Below are 14,326 nucleotides of genomic sequence, written 5' to 3' on the forward strand. Positions count from 1 at the left end.
CTTTTGGTTTAGCTCAACACCACCAACCGATTCGGCAATTCATTGCGCACATGGGTCACCGGCACATGCACCTTGAGCAACTCGCCGCACGCCTCGATGCACGTCACAAACCCCTGCAACGTCTGCCCCTGTTTCACCTGCTGCGTAAACGCCGCCACAATCGCGTCCCAGTTCTTGTTGTCGAGCCGTTTGGAAATCCCTTCATCCACCAGGATCTCCACATAGCGCTCGGCCTCGGAGACGAAAATCAGCATGCCGGTGCTGCCCACGGTGTGGTGCAGGTTTTGTTCCAGGAACTGCCGGCGCGCCAGGTTCGACGCACGCCAGTGACGGACCGAGCGCGGGATCAGGCGCGTGGTGACTTTCGGAATCCGGAACACCAGGCACAACACGATGAAACTGAACCATTGCACCAGCAACAGGCTGTGCATGGTCAGCCAGCCCGTCAGGTAATGCACGATACCCGGCACCACCAGCGCCAGCAGACTGGCCCAGAGCAGCGGGATGTACGCGTAGTCGTCGGCGCGGGCTGCAAGCACCGTCACCAGTTCGGCGTCGGTGTCACGCTCGACCCGGGCAATCGCCTCGGCGACCTTGCGTTGTTCATGTTCAGTCAGTAATGCCATGTTTATGAATGCCTGCTCGCTATTGTTCTTATCGACAGTGTTTTTACCAGCTGTGTGATCACCAACCGCCCGACGAACCGCCGCCCCCGAAACTGCCCCCGCCGCCGCTGAAGCCCCCGCCTCCACCGCCGCCAAAACCGCCACCGCCGAAACCGCCTCCCCGGCCGCCCCGGCCACCGCCGCTGGGCAGGATACCGAACATCTGGCCGACAAAGATTGTCAGGATAAACAGCATCACCAGCAACACGAAAAAACCTGGATGACGCGAGACAACGTCCCCTTCCTGATTGCCGGCTGACTCATGCACCGTCGACGGCTCGTCCAGCGGACTGCCCCCCAGCACCACCAGCATCGCGGCCACCCCGTCGCTGATGCCCTTGCTGAAGTTGCCGGCCTTGAACGCCGGGGTGATCACCTGATGGATAATCACCGAACTCTGCGCATCGGTCAGGCGGTCTTCCAGACCATACCCGACTTCGATCCGCAGCTTACGCTCATCACGCGCGACGATCAGCAGCGCGCCGTTGTTCTTGTCCTTCTGGCCGATGCCCCAGTAGCGTCCCAGCTGATAACCGAAATCCGCAATGTCGGTGCCCTGCAAGTCCGGCAACGTGACCACCACCAACTGCTCGCCGGTGGTTTTTTCATGCGCATTGAGCTGCTGAGCCAGCTGCTCGCGCACCGCTGGCTCGATCATCCCGGCGTTGTCCACCACCCGCCCGGTCAGCTCCGGGAATTTCAGCTCAGCCTGGGCCGTCAGGGCAAACACCCAGAGCAACAGCATCAGGCCTACTTTCAACATGCGCATTGGCGACCTCATCCGTGGTGATGCTTCAAGCCCATTGCGGTTTACTGGAACTTCACTTCAGGCGCTTTTTCAGCACCCGGGCTGGTGGCCTCGAAGGTTTCGCGGATCGGCAGATCGCTGTACATCACGGTGTGCCACAGGCGACCGGGAAAGGTGCGGATTTCAGTATTGTATTTCTGCACCGCGAGGATGAAGTCGCGGCGAGCCACGGCGATGCGGTTCTCGGTGCCCTCAAGTTGCGATTGCAGCGCCAGGAAGTTCTGGTTGGCCTTGAGGTCCGGGTAGCGCTCGGACACCACCATCAACCGACTCAGCGCGCCGGTCAGCTGATTCTGCGCCTGCTCGTACTGTTTGAGTTTTTCCGGATTGTCCAGCGTGCTGGCATCCACCTGAATCGAGGTCGCCTTGGCCCTGGCTTCGATCACCGCAGTCAGGGTTTCTTGCTCATGCTGGGCATACCCCTTGACGGTTTCCACCAGGTTGGGAATCAGGTCGGCGCGACGCTGGTACTGGTTCTGCACCTGGCCCCAGGCGCCCTTGGCTTGTTCGTCGAGGGTCGGGATATTGTTGATGCCGCAGCCGGTCAGCAGTGTTGTCAGCAACATCAAGGCTGCGACGTGCAGGCTCGACCGATAGTGATGTCGTACATTCATCTGGTTGACGCTCCCATGTCTATTGCGTTGATAACACAACCTGCGAACTTTGAGCCCGGTTCTTCGGGCATAATCGGCGCCGCGACTGGATTGCATCGAGCCAAATGGGCTAAAAGATGCCCAGCGTAGAAAACTGTTGATAAGTGTGCTGCATTTTTCTGAACATGCCCGAACAACAATAGTCGCTCCCTACATTTTGGCTGACCGGCGCGTATTCACTGCCGTTTAGGCTTTAGAGAAAACCATTCATGAAGAAGCTGTGTTTGCTGGGCCTGTTCGTCAGCCTGGCCAGTCATACCGTATTGGCCGCCACGACGCCCGCACCGATAGAGAACAAGGACGCCTTCATCAGCCAGCTGATGAAACAGATGACCCTCGATGAAAAGATCGGTCAGTTACGCCTGATCAGCATCGGCCCGGAAATGCCTCGGGAGACGATCCGCAAGGAAATCGCTGCCGGTAATATCGGCGGCACCTTCAACTCGATCACCCGCGCAGAAAACCGCCCGATGCAGGATGCGGCCATGCGCAGCCGGTTGAAGATCCCGATGTTCTTCGCCTATGACGTGATCCACGGCCACCGCACCATTTTCCCGATTCCCCTGGCCCTGGCCTCGAGCTGGGACATGGACGCCATTGGTCGCTCCGGGCGCATCGCAGCCCAGGAAGCGGCGGCTGACAGCCTCGACATCACCTTCGCGCCGATGGTCGACATCTCCCGTGACCCACGCTGGGGCCGCACGTCCGAAGGCTTCGGCGAAGACACCTACCTGGTTTCGCGAATCGCCGGCGTAATGGTCAAGGCGTTCCAGGGCTCAGGCGCGAACGCGGCCGACAGCATCATGGCCAGCGTCAAGCATTTTGCCCTGTACGGCGCGGTCGAAGGCGGTCGCGACTACAACGTCGTCGACATGAGCCCGGTCAAGATGTACCAGGACTACCTGCCGCCGTACCGCGCCGCCATTGACGCCGGTGCTGGCGGGGTGATGGTTGCGCTGAACTCGATCAACGGCGTGCCGGCCACCGCCAACACCTGGCTGATGAACGACCTGCTGCGCAAGGAATGGGGCTTCAAGGGCCTGGCGGTCAGCGACCACGGGGCGATTTTCGAGCTGATCAAGCACGGCGTTGCCGCTGACGGTCGCGAAGCCGCGAAGCTGGCGATCAAGGCCGGCATTGATATGAGCATGAACGACACCCTCTATGGCAAAGAACTGCCGGGGCTGCTGAAGGCCGGCGAAATCGAGCAGAAAGACATCGACAACGCTGTGCGTGAAGTGCTCGCCGCCAAGTACGACATGGGCCTGTTCAAGGACCCGTACCTGCGCATCGGCAAGGCAGAGGATGACCCGGCCGACACCTACGCCGAAAGCCGCCTGCACCGTGCCGAGGCCCGTGATGTCGCGCGCCGCAGCCTGGTGTTGCTGAAAAACCAGGGCGACACCCTGCCGCTGAAGAAAACCGCGAAAATCGCGCTGGTCGGCCCGCTGGCCAAAGCGCCGATCGATATGATGGGCAGTTGGGCTGCTGCTGGCCGGCCGGCGCAATCGGTCACGCTGTTCGACGGCATGACCAACGCACTCGGCGCTCAGTCGACGCTGATCTACGCCCGTGGCGCGAACATCACCAGCGACAAGAAGATCCTCGATTACCTGAACTTCCTCAACTTCGATGCCCCGGAAGTGGTGGATGATCCGCGTCCGGCCAACGTGTTGATCGATGAAGCGGTGAAAGCCGCCAAGGATGCCGATGTGGTGGTTGCCGCGGTTGGCGAGTCCCGAGGCATGTCCCACGAGTCGTCGAGCCGCACCGACCTGAACATTCCGGCCAACCAGCGCGAGTTGATCAAGGCCCTGAAAGCCACCGGCAAACCGCTGGTACTGGTGTTGATGAACGGCCGCCCGCTGTCGATTCTCGAAGAGAAAGAGCAAGCTGACGCGATTCTGGAAACCTGGTTCAGCGGCACCGAAGGCGGCAACGCCATCGCTGACGTGCTGTTCGGCGACTACAACCCGTCGGGTAAACTGCCAATCACCGTCCCGCGCTCGGTGGGTCAGATTCCGACCTACTACAACCACCTGAGCATTGGCCGGCCGTTCACCCCGGGTAAACCGGGCAACTACACCTCGCAGTATTTCGAGGACACCACCGGGCCGCTGTTCCCGTTCGGCTTCGGCTTGAGCTACACCCAGTTCAGCCTGACCGACATGGCCCTGTCTTCGACCACACTGAACAAGACCGGCAAGCTCGACGCCAGTGTCGTGGTGAAGAACACCGGCAAGCGTGACGGCGAAACCGTGGTGCAGTTGTACATCCAGGACGTGACCGGCTCGATGATCCGCCCGGTCAAGGAACTGAAGAACTTCCAGAAAGTGCTGCTCAAGGCCGGCGAACAGAAAGTCCTGCACTTCACCATCACCGAGGATGACCTGAAGTTCTACAACGCCCAGCTCAAGTACGCCGCAGAACCGGGCAAGTTCAACGTGCAGATCGGCCTGGACTCCCAGGACGTGACGCAGCAGAGTTTTGAGTTGCTGTAATTAGTCATACCCCACAAAACCTGTGGGAGCGGGCAAGCCCGCTCCCACAGTGGTTTTCGGTGTGACGACTATCCCCGTCGATCCAGAAGATTCACCACCAGCCGATCCACCCATCCCCAAACCCTCTGCTTGACCCGCCGCCACAACGGTCGGCGCTTCCAGTCTTGGAGGCTGACTTCCTGGCTCAGGGCAAAGTCCTGCTCGAAACTCGCCGCCACCGCTCGGGTCAGCCCAGGGTCCAGGGCTTCGAGGTTGGCTTCCAGATTGAAGCGCAGATTCCAGTGATCGAAGTTGCATGAACCGATGCTCACCCAGTCATCGATCAACACCATCTTCAGGTGCAGGAAACACGGCTGGTATTCGAAGATCTTCACCCCGGCCCTAAGCAATCGCGGGTAGTAGCGATGCCCGGCGTAGCGCACCGACGGGTGATCGGTACGCGGCCCGGTCAGCAGCAGACGCACATCAACGCCACGAGCCGCCGCCCGACGCAGTGAACGGCGGACTTTCCAGGTCGGCAGGAAATACGGCGTGGCCAGCCAGATTCGGCGCTGGCCGCTGTTCAGCGCACGAACCAGCGATTGCAGAATATCGCGGTGTTGACGGGCATCGGCATAGGCGACCCGGCCCATGCCTTCGCCCATGGCCGGCACTCGCGGCAAGCGCGGCAAACCGAAGTGCGCAGTGGGTTTCCAGGCGCGCCGATGGCGGTTGGCGATCCATTGGCGGTCGAACAGCAACTGCCAGTCGATGACCAAGGGACCGGTGATTTCCACCATCACTTCGTGCCATTCGCTGGTGTCTTCGCCCGGTGTCCAGAACTCATCCGTCACCCCGGTGCCACCGACCACTGCCAGGCATTGATCCACCAACAACAGCTTGCGGTGATCGCGGTAGAAATTGCCCACCCAGCGGCGCCAGCTCAGGCGATTGTAGAAACGCAACTCGACACCGGCGGCCATCAGGCGCTGACGTAAGGTCAAGGTGAAGGCCAGGCTGCCATAGTCATCGAACAGACAGCGCACCCGCACCCCGCGTTCAGCAGCCTGGACCAGCGCCTGAACCATGGCCTCGGCGCAGGCACCCGCCTCCACCAGGTACAGTTCCAGTTCGACTTGTTCTTCGGCGCGGGCAATCGCCACCAGCATTCGCGGAAAAAACTGCGGGCCATCAATCAGCAGTTCAAAGCGATTGCCTTCGCGCCAAGGAAAAATTGCGCCGCGCATCTCAGCGCGCCGTGAAAATCAGCACCGCACCCACCGGCACCGACAGGCTGATAGCCGACAAACCGGCGACCTTGCGCAAGCTTTCCAGACCGCGAACCAGGTCGAAATCTTCAGCGCTGACCACCAAAGGCTCGAGAGTCACCACTTGAAAGCGCCGGTCATCGAGACGGGTCGCCAGCAGTTCGGCGTTGTATTGGTGTTGTTTGCCATGCAGGTTGACGGTCAGCGGCAAGCGCAACTCCAGTTGCGCACCGGGCGCCAGGTCGTTGATCGGCCGTAGATCGATCTGCGTGGTGATCAGTGCCTCAGGGAACGTCTGGATCTCGAACAGCTCCTTGCGCATGCGTTCGTCACGCAGTGGAATGCCGCTGTTGACCGACTCCAGATCGACCTCCACCTGCGCCAGGCCCTTGGGATCGACCTTGCCGTGCAACACCAGAAAGCGCTGCACTTCGGAGATGTTGGTGTTTTTAGTGCTGATGAACGACAGCCGCGAGGACTCGCCGTCCAGATACCAATTGGCCTGGGCCGACGCGGTGGCGCCGGCCAGCAGCAGGAAAGCGAGGGTTTTGCAGACAAAGCGGTTGAACATAGAGACTCATGGGCAGATAAACCTGAGCGAACCTTAACTGTCCTGATACAGGTTGCAAACTTTCTATTGCTCCGATCCAACCTTTGTGGCGAGGGAGCTTGCTCCCGCTGGAGTGCGAAGCGCTCCCAAAATCAGACAATGAGTTCTTCCAGTAAGACCTCGGCCGCTGGCATTACGACTGCTTCGCAGCCGAGCGGGAGCAAGCTCCCTCGCCACAAAAAAACTGACCACTGTCAGGGTTGCAGGCGACATCCCTGGCGTTCACCAACCCAAACAGCGCTGTTGCTACGCCCCATGCCGCTGACCGTCACGCGCTTGCTGGCGGCGTCATCGATAAAGCCGCTGGTGGGCACATACTGCTTCACATAGCCCTGGCAATACTCGGCCGGATTGTTCATCACATAGCGGCACGAGCAGTATTCCTTGGCCGTGTAGCCGCTGATGATGTCCGGAAACGCCCATAACGCTGTTCGTTCCTGCCAGGTCCAGCCGAGCAAGGCGATCAGCAGCACCAATAACAGTGTGCTGAATGGCCGATTACGAACAAAACCAAGGCGGCTCATGGCTGCACCTTCATGGCAAATGCCTTGAGCGCGAGTTTGAGCAATTCGTTGTGCCGATAACTTCCATCACGATCATCCCCGTAGCGCACGATCACCAGCTTTTCGCTGGGAATCACGTACATCGCCTGACCCCAATGGCCCAGTGCGGCGAAGGTGTCGACAGGGGCGTCGGGCCAGGGTTGTGTCGCGCCATCCACGGCGCGATTGAGCCACCAATGTCCGCCGGGCACCGCCTCATCCTGATGGGCTTGATAGTGGGCGAAAGGCTCACGGCTGAAATCGACCCACGCCTTGGGCAGCAGTTGCCGCTCACGCCAACGACCGTCGCGCGCCATCAACAGGCCGACCCGCGCCAGATCCCGGGCGGTGAGATAGGCATAGGACGATGCGACAAACGTCCCCGTGGCATCCGCTTCCCACACCGCGCTGCGAATACCCAAGGGTTCGAACAGCGCCGTCCATGGATAATCCGGATAACGGGCCGGGCCGACGATGTTTTTCAGCGCGGCGGACAGCAGGTTGCTGTCGCCACTTGAATAGCGGAACGCCTGACCGGGCCGGGCGTACGCGTCGTGATCGGCGGTAAACGCGGCCATGTCGCGGTGTCCACGGGTGTAGAGCATGGCCACCACCGAGGACTTCAATGGGGCGTATTCGTAGTCCTCCTGCCAGTCCAGGCCCGAGGCCCAGTGCAGCAGGTCGGCCATGGTCATGGCGGGGTGTTTTTCCAGCGCTGGATAAAACTGCACCACCGGGTCCTGCAACTTGAACAGCCCTTCACCATAGGCCACGCCGAGTACCGCGGACATCAGGCTTTTGCTGATCGACCAGGTCAGGTGCGGCGTTTGCGCAGTGGTCGGGCCGGCGTAGCGTTCGTAGATCAACTGACCATCGCGGATCACCAGCAACGCATCGGTGCGAATGCCTTGGTGAGTGGCATCGTCGCGGGGCGCGAATGCGTAGTTCTCTATCGCTTGTAGTGCCGGGCCGGTGACTTTCGGGCCGGGCGTCCATTGCTCGGCCGGCCAGTTTTCGGCCTGGGCCGTGAGGCTGAGCAGCATGAGAGTCAGGGACAAGCCTTTGAACATGGGGGGCGCTCGGAGGGATGAACCTGCAGAGCCTAGTCGAGGTTGATGACAGTTCTGGGATTTGTGTCGATCCAAGAGATCGCCTTCGCGGGCAAGCCTCGCTCCTACAGGATTTGTGCCGGATGCGATCCCTGTAGGAGCGAGGCTTGCCCGCGAAGGGTCCCTTCAGCCTTACAACAATCCCGCCAACGCCTTGGCCAACCGCTTGCCCCGCGCCCCCGCCGCCAAATCCATCACGGCCTGATCGCGCTGCCACATCGCCGCCCATTGCGGCGGGCTATCGGCCAGGGCCTGGTTCACTTCAGCCTTGAGCCCGTCGAACTGCGCAAACAACCCGCCCAGCAACACATGCCCGGACGGATTGTTCGGCGCCTGGCGGCTGACTTCCGCGCACCCGGCCAGCAGCGCCAGCAGACGCAGTTGCAAGGTTTGCGGCCAGTCGCAGTCCTGGCCTACGCCGTACAGCCAGGCGGTCATGGCGCTCAGCACATAGATGTCTTCCAGGGTGCGGAACGGTTTGACGTAAGCATCCCAGCCATCCCCCGCCAGCAATTCGCACAGTGCGTTGTCGAGAAACAACCGGCCGTGGCCTATGTCCGGCATCAGTGGCATTGGCGCGAGCTTTTCCAGACGCACACCCGGTTCGCCGGGGTAAACCACCGCAAGGTTCAAGCGCGGCACCTCGCCGGGTTCTTCACTGCGAGCTGCGACCAATAGCCAGTCGGCGGCATCGCCGGCGGTGACGAAATCCTTGCGCCCATTCAAGCGCAAATCCCGCAGCCGGGTCTGCATGTCCGCCACCCGCAAGCTGCGCTGCTCGGTCGCGCACAACGCGCCCAGACTCAGCGGCGCGCTCGGCCAGAGCATGCGCAACGCCGCTTGATATCCCACCAGAAACGCCAGCCCCGGTGTCGCCATCAGCCGTGCGCCGGCCACCGCCAGTTCGAATGGCGTAACCGTACCCAACTGTTGCAACAAAGTTGCAAACCCTTCTCCGAGGTCGGGGTTGGCGGGTAGACGATCGCGGCGGTTCAACAGGGTTTGCCAGGGCATAAGAGGCTCCTTGTGGGCTGTCATATAAGCATCACCAAAGCTTCATGGCGATGACACCGGGGCTACATAGCCTGACTTTGCACAACACGGCTGCATAAAGAAAGTCGATCGGCTGCAACCCAAGACGGGTGGCCAGCCCGTACGGAGACTCACAATGACTCAGATCGCCCGCATCAGCGACACCGGCAATGAACGCCGCCTGCAAGCCGAACGCCTGGTGGGCGCCGAGGCGTTGCAGGAAGCCCAAACCTTGCGCTTCAACGTGTTCAGCGGCGAATTCAACGCCAAACTGAAAGGCGCGGAGCTGGGTCTGGACATGGACGACTATGATGTTCACTGCGCCCACATCGGCGTGCGTGACTTGAACACCGGGCGCCTGGTGGCGACCACACGGTTGCTCGACCACACGGCCGCCAGCAGCCTGGGCAAGTTCTACAGCGAAGAAGAATTCAGCCTGCATGGCCTGGTCCATCTGAAAGGCCCGATCCTGGAAATCGGTCGCACCTGCGTCGACCCGGCCTACCGCAACGGCGGCACTATCGCGGTGCTCTGGGGTGAACTGGCCGAAGTACTGAACCAGGGCGGCTACAGCTATTTGATGGGTTGCGCGAGCATTCCGATGCAGGACGGCGGCATTCAGGCCCACGCGATCATGCAGCGTCTGCGCGAACGCTACCTGTGCACCGAACACCTGCGGGCCGAGCCGAAGAAGCCATTGCCGACGCTCGATATTCCCTCCAACGTCATCGCCGAAATGCCGCCGCTGCTCAAGGCCTACATGCGCCTGGGCGCGAAAATCTGCGGCGAGCCGTGCTGGGACGAGGATTTCCAGGTGGCCGACGTGTTCATCCTGCTCAAGCGCGACGAACTCTGCCCGCGTTACGCCAAGCACTTCAAGGCGGCGGTGTAATGAGCCGCTTGCGGGTGTACGCGCGAGTTGCGCGAGTGCTGTTGGTGGTAGCGCTGGGCTTGAGCATGGCCAGTGTGTTCGGGTTGCTCGAACGATTGGGAATTGCCCATTCGATGGTCCATCGCCAGCGCTGGTCGCGATTTTTCATGGCGCGGCTGAGCAATGCCCTGCCCTTTCGCATCACCGTGCAGGGTGAATTGCCAAAGACTCCGATGCTCTGGGTGAGCAATCACGTGTCCTGGACCGACATTCCGCTGCTGGGCATGCTCACGCCGCTGTCGTTCCTGTCCAAGGCCGAAGTGCGCACCTGGCCAGTGGCAGGCTGGTTGGCGGCCAAGGCGGGCAGCCTGTTCATTCGCCGAGGCTCAGGCGACAGTCAGTTGATCCGCAAACAGATGACCCGTCATCTGGAGCAGGAACATCCGCTGCTGATGTTCCCCGAAGGCACCACCACCGATGGCCGCTCGCTGCGCACGTTTCACGGTCGTTTGCTGTCAGCGGCGATCGATTCCAAAGTGGCGCTGCAACCGGTGGCGATTCGTTATCTGCGCGATGGCGAACTCGATACCTTGGCACCGTTCATTGGCGATGATGATTTGCTCTCGCACCTGATGCGCCTGTTCGCCAATGATCGGGGTGAGGTGGAGATTCATCTGCTCAAGCCGATCGAGTGTCAGGACCGCGAACGCGCAGCGCTGGCATTCGAGGCGCAGCAGGCGGTGCAGAAGGCATTGTTTGGTGAAGTCGCAAAACCTGCCGAGCCACAGCATGCCGGCGAACTGATCGCTGCCTGAATCTGCTTCTGTAAATCTGCTTCTGTAGGAACGAGGCTTGCCCGCGAAGCTTTTGGCGCCCTCAAGGGCCTCTTCGCGGGCAAGCCTCGCTCCTACGGGATTTGTGTTACCGATTCTGCGCGAACGCCTGCAACTCGGGATAGAACAACCGGAAATCCTCGCTCAACGGTTCATACAACCGCCGCAATTCCTCCATCGCTGCGGCCAGTTCCTCCGGCCGGGTCAGCCTGCGCGAAATCCCCCGCAGCACCTGCTCAAGCACTTCGAACTCCTGATATGAACCCAGCCAATCATTGGCCACCATGTGCGGTGCAATCCGCGCCAGGCGCTCCGGCATCTGCTTCTCGGCAGACAACACCCGATAAACGTGTGCGGTGAACTGCTCAAGCGGTTGATCCGCGTAAAGCGTCCAGTCCCGCGCCAGGCAATGGTCGAAAAACACATCGAGCACGATCCCGGCGTAACGCCGGCGCGTGATGGAAAACCGTGACAGGGCGATGTCCACCAGCGGATGGCGATCGGTAAACACGTCGATGCTGCGATGCAACTGGATGGCCGCTTCGATTTCCGGATCGAACTGCCCTTGCAGCCGTCCCTTGACGAAATCGCCATACAGACTGCCGAGCATTTGACCGGGGCGCTGGCCACCGAGGTGCAGATGTGCGAGATAGTTCATGGGCGCAGCTTAGCACTGCTCCTCCAATATCGTTATAACCCGATATACCGATTTACGCGGTCATCAGACCAAAATCATATTGGTATATCGCGAAATGACGATTTAAAGTTCGCCTCATCGCGATATAGCGTTTTACCCATCACGAGCCCAAACCATGACCCTTGACCTCGACGAAATAATAAAAGCGCTGGCACACCCAGTACGCCGAGACATCCTGCACTGGCTCAAAGACCCAGCCGTCGAATTCCCCGACCAGTCCCACAGCAACGAGCACGGTGTCTGCGCCGGGCAGATCGATCAACGTTGCGGTTTATCGCAGTCCACGGTGTCTGCACACCTGGCGACCCTGCAACGCGCCGGCCTGATCAGCAGCCGCAAAGTCGGCCAGTGGCATTTTTTCAAACGCAACGAGGAAACCATCCAGGAATTCCTCCGCACTTTCAGCAAAGAGCTCTGACCCTTTACGTCAGTACGCCGATAAGGAATCAACAATGCCCCTCTCGCTACTTATTCTGGCCTTGAGCGCCTTCGCCATCGGCACCACCGAGTTCGTCATCATGGGCTTGCTGCCCGATGTGGCGGCGGACCTCGGCGTGTCGATCCCCAGCGCCGGCTGGCTGGTGACCGGTTACGCCCTGGGCGTGGCCATCGGTGCGCCGTTCATGGCACTGGCCACCGCCAGGCTGCCGCGCAAGGCCGCCTTGGTAGCATTGATGGGCATCTTCATTATCGGCAACCTGCTCTGCGCCCTGGCCAGTGACTACAACGTTTTGATGTTTGCCCGCGTGGTCACTGCCCTGTGTCACGGCGCCTTCTTCGGCATCGGTTCGGTGGTGGCGGCAGGTCTGGTGCCGGCCAACAAACGTGCATCGGCCGTGGCCCTGATGTTCACCGGCCTGACCCTGGCCAACGTCCTCGGCGTCCCGCTGGGCACTGCGCTCGGCCAGGAAGCTGGCTGGCGATCAACCTTCTGGGCAGTGACTGTGATCGGTGTGATTGCGCTGATCGGTCTGATCCGCTTCCTGCCGGCCAAGCGCGATGAAGAGAAACTCGACATGCGCGCCGAACTTCGCGCCCTCAAAGGCGCCGGCATCTGGCTGTCGTTGAGCATGACCGCGCTGTTCGCTGCGTCAGTCTTCACCTTGTTCACCTACGTCGCACCGCTGCTGGGCGAAGTCACCGGTGTTTCGCCGCGTGGCGTGACCTGGACCCTGATGCTTATCGGCCTGGGCCTGACGGTCGGCAACATCATCGGCGGCAAACTGGCTGACAAAGGCATGGCGGCGACGCTGATCGGTGTGTTCATCACCATGGCGGTGGTCTCCACCGTGCTGACCTGGACCAGTGTTGCGCTGATTCCGACCGAAATCACCCTGTTCCTCTGGGCCACCGCGTGCTTTGCCGCTGTCCCCGCCCTGCAAGTGAACGTCGTGACCTACGGCAAGGCGGCCCCCAACCTGGTGTCGACCCTGAACATCGGCGCATTCAACGTCGGCAACGCACTCGGTGCCTGGGTCGGCGGCAGCGTCATCGCCCATGGCTTCGGCCTGACCCGCGTACCACTCGCGGCAGCAGCGCTGGCGGTACTCGCCCTGCTGGTGACCCTGATTACTTTCCGTCAGAGCGGCAATCCCGAACTGGCCCCTGCTACTAACTGATCGCTAAAAGAGAGCTATTTCATGACGACTATTTTCGATCCGATCAAACTGGGCGACCTCGAGTTGGCCAACCGCATCATCATGGCACCGCTGACCCGCTGCCGCGCCGACGAAGGCCGTGTGCCGAACGCGCTGATGGCCGAGTACTACGTGCAACGCGCCTCTGCCGGCCTGATCCTCAGCGAAGCGACGTCGGTCACGCCGATAGGCGTGGGCTACCCGGACACTCCCGGGATCTGGTCCAACGACCAGGTGCGCGGCTGGAGCAACGTGACCAAAGCAATCCACGGCGCTGGCGGCAAAATCTTCCTGCAGCTGTGGCACGTGGGTCGGATTTCCCACCCCTTGTACCTGAACGGCGAAGCACCGGTCGCGCCGAGTGCCATCCAGCCTAAGGGTCATGTCAGCCTGGTGCGTCCATTGGCCGACTTCCCAACCCCGCGCGCCCTGGAAACCGCTGAAATCGCCGACATCATCGACGCTTACCGCGTGGGTGCCGAGAACGCCAAGGCTGCCGGTTTCGACGGTGTGGAAATCCACGGCGCCAACGGTTACCTGCTCGACCAATTCCTGCAAAGCAGCACCAACCAGCGCACCGACAACTATGGCGGCTCCGTGGAAAACCGTGCGCGTCTGTTGCTGGAAGTGACCGATGCCGCCATCGAAATCTGGGGCGCGGGCCGCGTGGGTGTGCACCTGTCACCGCGTGCCGATCTCCATGACATGGGCGACGAGAACCTGTCCGAGACCTTCACCTACGTCGCTCGCGAACTGGGCAAACGTGGCATCGCCTTCATCTGCTCGCGCGAAAAAGAAGCCGGCGACAGCCTCGGCCCACAACTGAAAGAAGCCTTCGGCGGCCCATACATCGCCAACGAACGCTTCACCAAAGACAGCGCCAACGAGTGGCTGGCCAGTGGCAAGGCCGATGCGGTGGCGTTCGGTGTACCGTTCATTGCCAACCCGGACCTGCCGGCGCGTTTGAAGGCCGATGCGCCGTTGAACGAGGCACGTCCGGAACTGTTCTATGCGAAGGGGCCGGTGGGTTACATCGATTATCCAGCGCTGTAAACGTCCGCCATTGAAATGCAAAAGCCCCGACTCGAAAGAGCCGGGGCTTTTGCGCAGGGGAGATTTTG

15 protein-coding genes are annotated in these 14,326 nt (G+C 61.0%); 6 read left to right on the plus strand and 9 right to left on the minus strand.

The window, feature by feature from the left end; translation table 11 throughout:
- Nucleotides 1–8: 8 nt before the first annotated feature.
- From ACZ9BB_RS17945 to ACZ9BB_RS17955, 3 genes are read right to left on the minus strand one after another with little or no spacing between them, the layout of a single operon-like run.
- Nucleotides 9–626 carry a TPM domain-containing protein gene (locus ACZ9BB_RS17945; protein WP_218398252.1) on the minus strand — a complete coding sequence of 206 codons (618 nt, stop codon included), beginning with the start codon at nt 624–626 and terminating at the stop codon, nt 9–11.
- 58 nt (nt 627–684) lie between these two features.
- Nucleotides 685–1,434 carry a TPM domain-containing protein gene (locus ACZ9BB_RS17950; protein ID WP_476214972.1) on the minus strand — a complete coding sequence of 250 codons (750 nt, stop codon included), beginning with the start codon at nt 1,432–1,434 and terminating at the stop codon, nt 685–687.
- A gap of 41 nt (nt 1,435–1,475) precedes the next feature.
- Complete coding sequence (locus ACZ9BB_RS17955) at nt 1,476–2,087, minus strand: LemA family protein (RefSeq protein ID WP_476214974.1); 612 nt, start codon at nt 2,085–2,087, stop codon at nt 1,476–1,478.
- A gap of 248 nt (nt 2,088–2,335) precedes the next feature.
- Here ACZ9BB_RS17955 and bglX point away from each other — a divergent pair, with 248 nt between their 5' ends.
- Complete coding sequence (gene bglX, locus ACZ9BB_RS17960) at nt 2,336–4,627, plus strand: beta-glucosidase BglX (RefSeq protein WP_476214976.1); 2,292 nt, start codon at nt 2,336–2,338, stop codon at nt 4,625–4,627.
- A 68-nt stretch (nt 4,628–4,695) separates the two neighbouring features.
- Here the strand turns inward: bglX and ACZ9BB_RS17965 are convergent, their stop codons facing one another.
- From ACZ9BB_RS17965 to ACZ9BB_RS17985, 5 genes are all read right to left on the minus strand, one after another.
- Nucleotides 4,696–5,853 (minus strand): phospholipase D-like domain-containing protein, encoded by a 1,158-nt coding sequence (locus ACZ9BB_RS17965; RefSeq protein WP_476214978.1) that lies wholly within the window; start codon nt 5,851–5,853, stop codon nt 4,696–4,698.
- A gap of 1 nt (nt 5,854) precedes the next feature.
- Nucleotides 5,855–6,445, minus strand: coding sequence for a YceI family protein (locus tag ACZ9BB_RS17970; protein WP_476214980.1), 591 nt, complete (start codon nt 6,443–6,445; stop codon nt 5,855–5,857).
- 233 nt (nt 6,446–6,678) lie between these two features.
- A complete protein-coding gene (locus ACZ9BB_RS17975; RefSeq protein ID WP_476214982.1) occupies nt 6,679–7,008 on the minus strand; it encodes an amidase in 330 nt (109 codons plus the stop codon).
- Nucleotides 7,005–8,096 carry a serine hydrolase domain-containing protein gene (locus tag ACZ9BB_RS17980; protein WP_476214984.1) on the minus strand — a complete coding sequence of 364 codons (1,092 nt, stop codon included), beginning with the start codon at nt 8,094–8,096 and terminating at the stop codon, nt 7,005–7,007. The genes ACZ9BB_RS17975 and ACZ9BB_RS17980 overlap by 4 nt, the downstream gene beginning before the upstream one ends.
- A 171-nt stretch (nt 8,097–8,267) precedes the next feature.
- Nucleotides 8,268–9,149, minus strand: coding sequence for an acyl-CoA dehydrogenase middle domain-containing protein (locus tag ACZ9BB_RS17985; RefSeq protein WP_476214986.1), 882 nt, complete (start codon nt 9,147–9,149; stop codon nt 8,268–8,270).
- Nucleotides 9,150–9,303: 154 nt separating this feature from the next.
- On the opposite strand from ACZ9BB_RS17985, the gene olsB reads away from it, so the two are divergent.
- Nucleotides 9,304–10,059 (plus strand): L-ornithine N(alpha)-acyltransferase, encoded by a 756-nt coding sequence (olsB, locus tag ACZ9BB_RS17990; protein ID WP_454185147.1) that lies wholly within the window; start codon nt 9,304–9,306, stop codon nt 10,057–10,059.
- The gene (locus tag ACZ9BB_RS17995) at nt 10,059–10,853 is read left to right on the plus strand and encodes a lysophospholipid acyltransferase family protein (RefSeq protein WP_476214988.1); all 795 of its coding nucleotides are present in this window, start codon (nt 10,059–10,061) and stop codon (nt 10,851–10,853) included. Before olsB ends, ACZ9BB_RS17995 begins: the two co-directional genes overlap by 1 nt.
- Nucleotides 10,854–10,959: 106 nt before the next feature.
- On the opposite strand, the gene ACZ9BB_RS18000 is transcribed toward ACZ9BB_RS17995, so the two are convergent.
- Nucleotides 10,960–11,529, minus strand: a complete 570-nt coding sequence (locus ACZ9BB_RS18000) for an acyl carrier protein phosphodiesterase (protein WP_476214990.1) — start codon at nt 11,527–11,529, stop codon at nt 10,960–10,962.
- 154 nt (nt 11,530–11,683) lie between these two features.
- On the opposite strand from ACZ9BB_RS18000, the gene ACZ9BB_RS18005 reads away from it, so the two are divergent.
- Genes ACZ9BB_RS18005 through ACZ9BB_RS18015 form a run of 3 tightly spaced genes read left to right on the plus strand, consistent with a single transcriptional unit; the run spans nt 11,684 to nt 14,258 of the window.
- Nucleotides 11,684–11,986 (plus strand): ArsR/SmtB family transcription factor, encoded by a 303-nt coding sequence (locus ACZ9BB_RS18005; RefSeq protein ID WP_476214992.1) that lies wholly within the window; start codon nt 11,684–11,686, stop codon nt 11,984–11,986.
- Nucleotides 11,987–12,020: 34 nt separating this feature from the next.
- On the plus strand, nt 12,021–13,187 hold the full coding sequence (locus tag ACZ9BB_RS18010; RefSeq protein WP_476214993.1) for an MFS transporter: 1,167 nt from the start codon (nt 12,021–12,023) through the stop codon (nt 13,185–13,187).
- A gap of 21 nt (nt 13,188–13,208) precedes the next feature.
- Nucleotides 13,209–14,258: an alkene reductase gene (locus tag ACZ9BB_RS18015; protein ID WP_476214995.1), complete on the plus strand. Its 1,050-nt coding sequence runs from the start codon at nt 13,209–13,211 to the stop codon at nt 14,256–14,258.
- The last annotated feature ends 68 nt before the right edge of the window (nt 14,259–14,326 follow it).

Source organism: Pseudomonas sp. TE3552 (genome assembly GCF_056278945.1).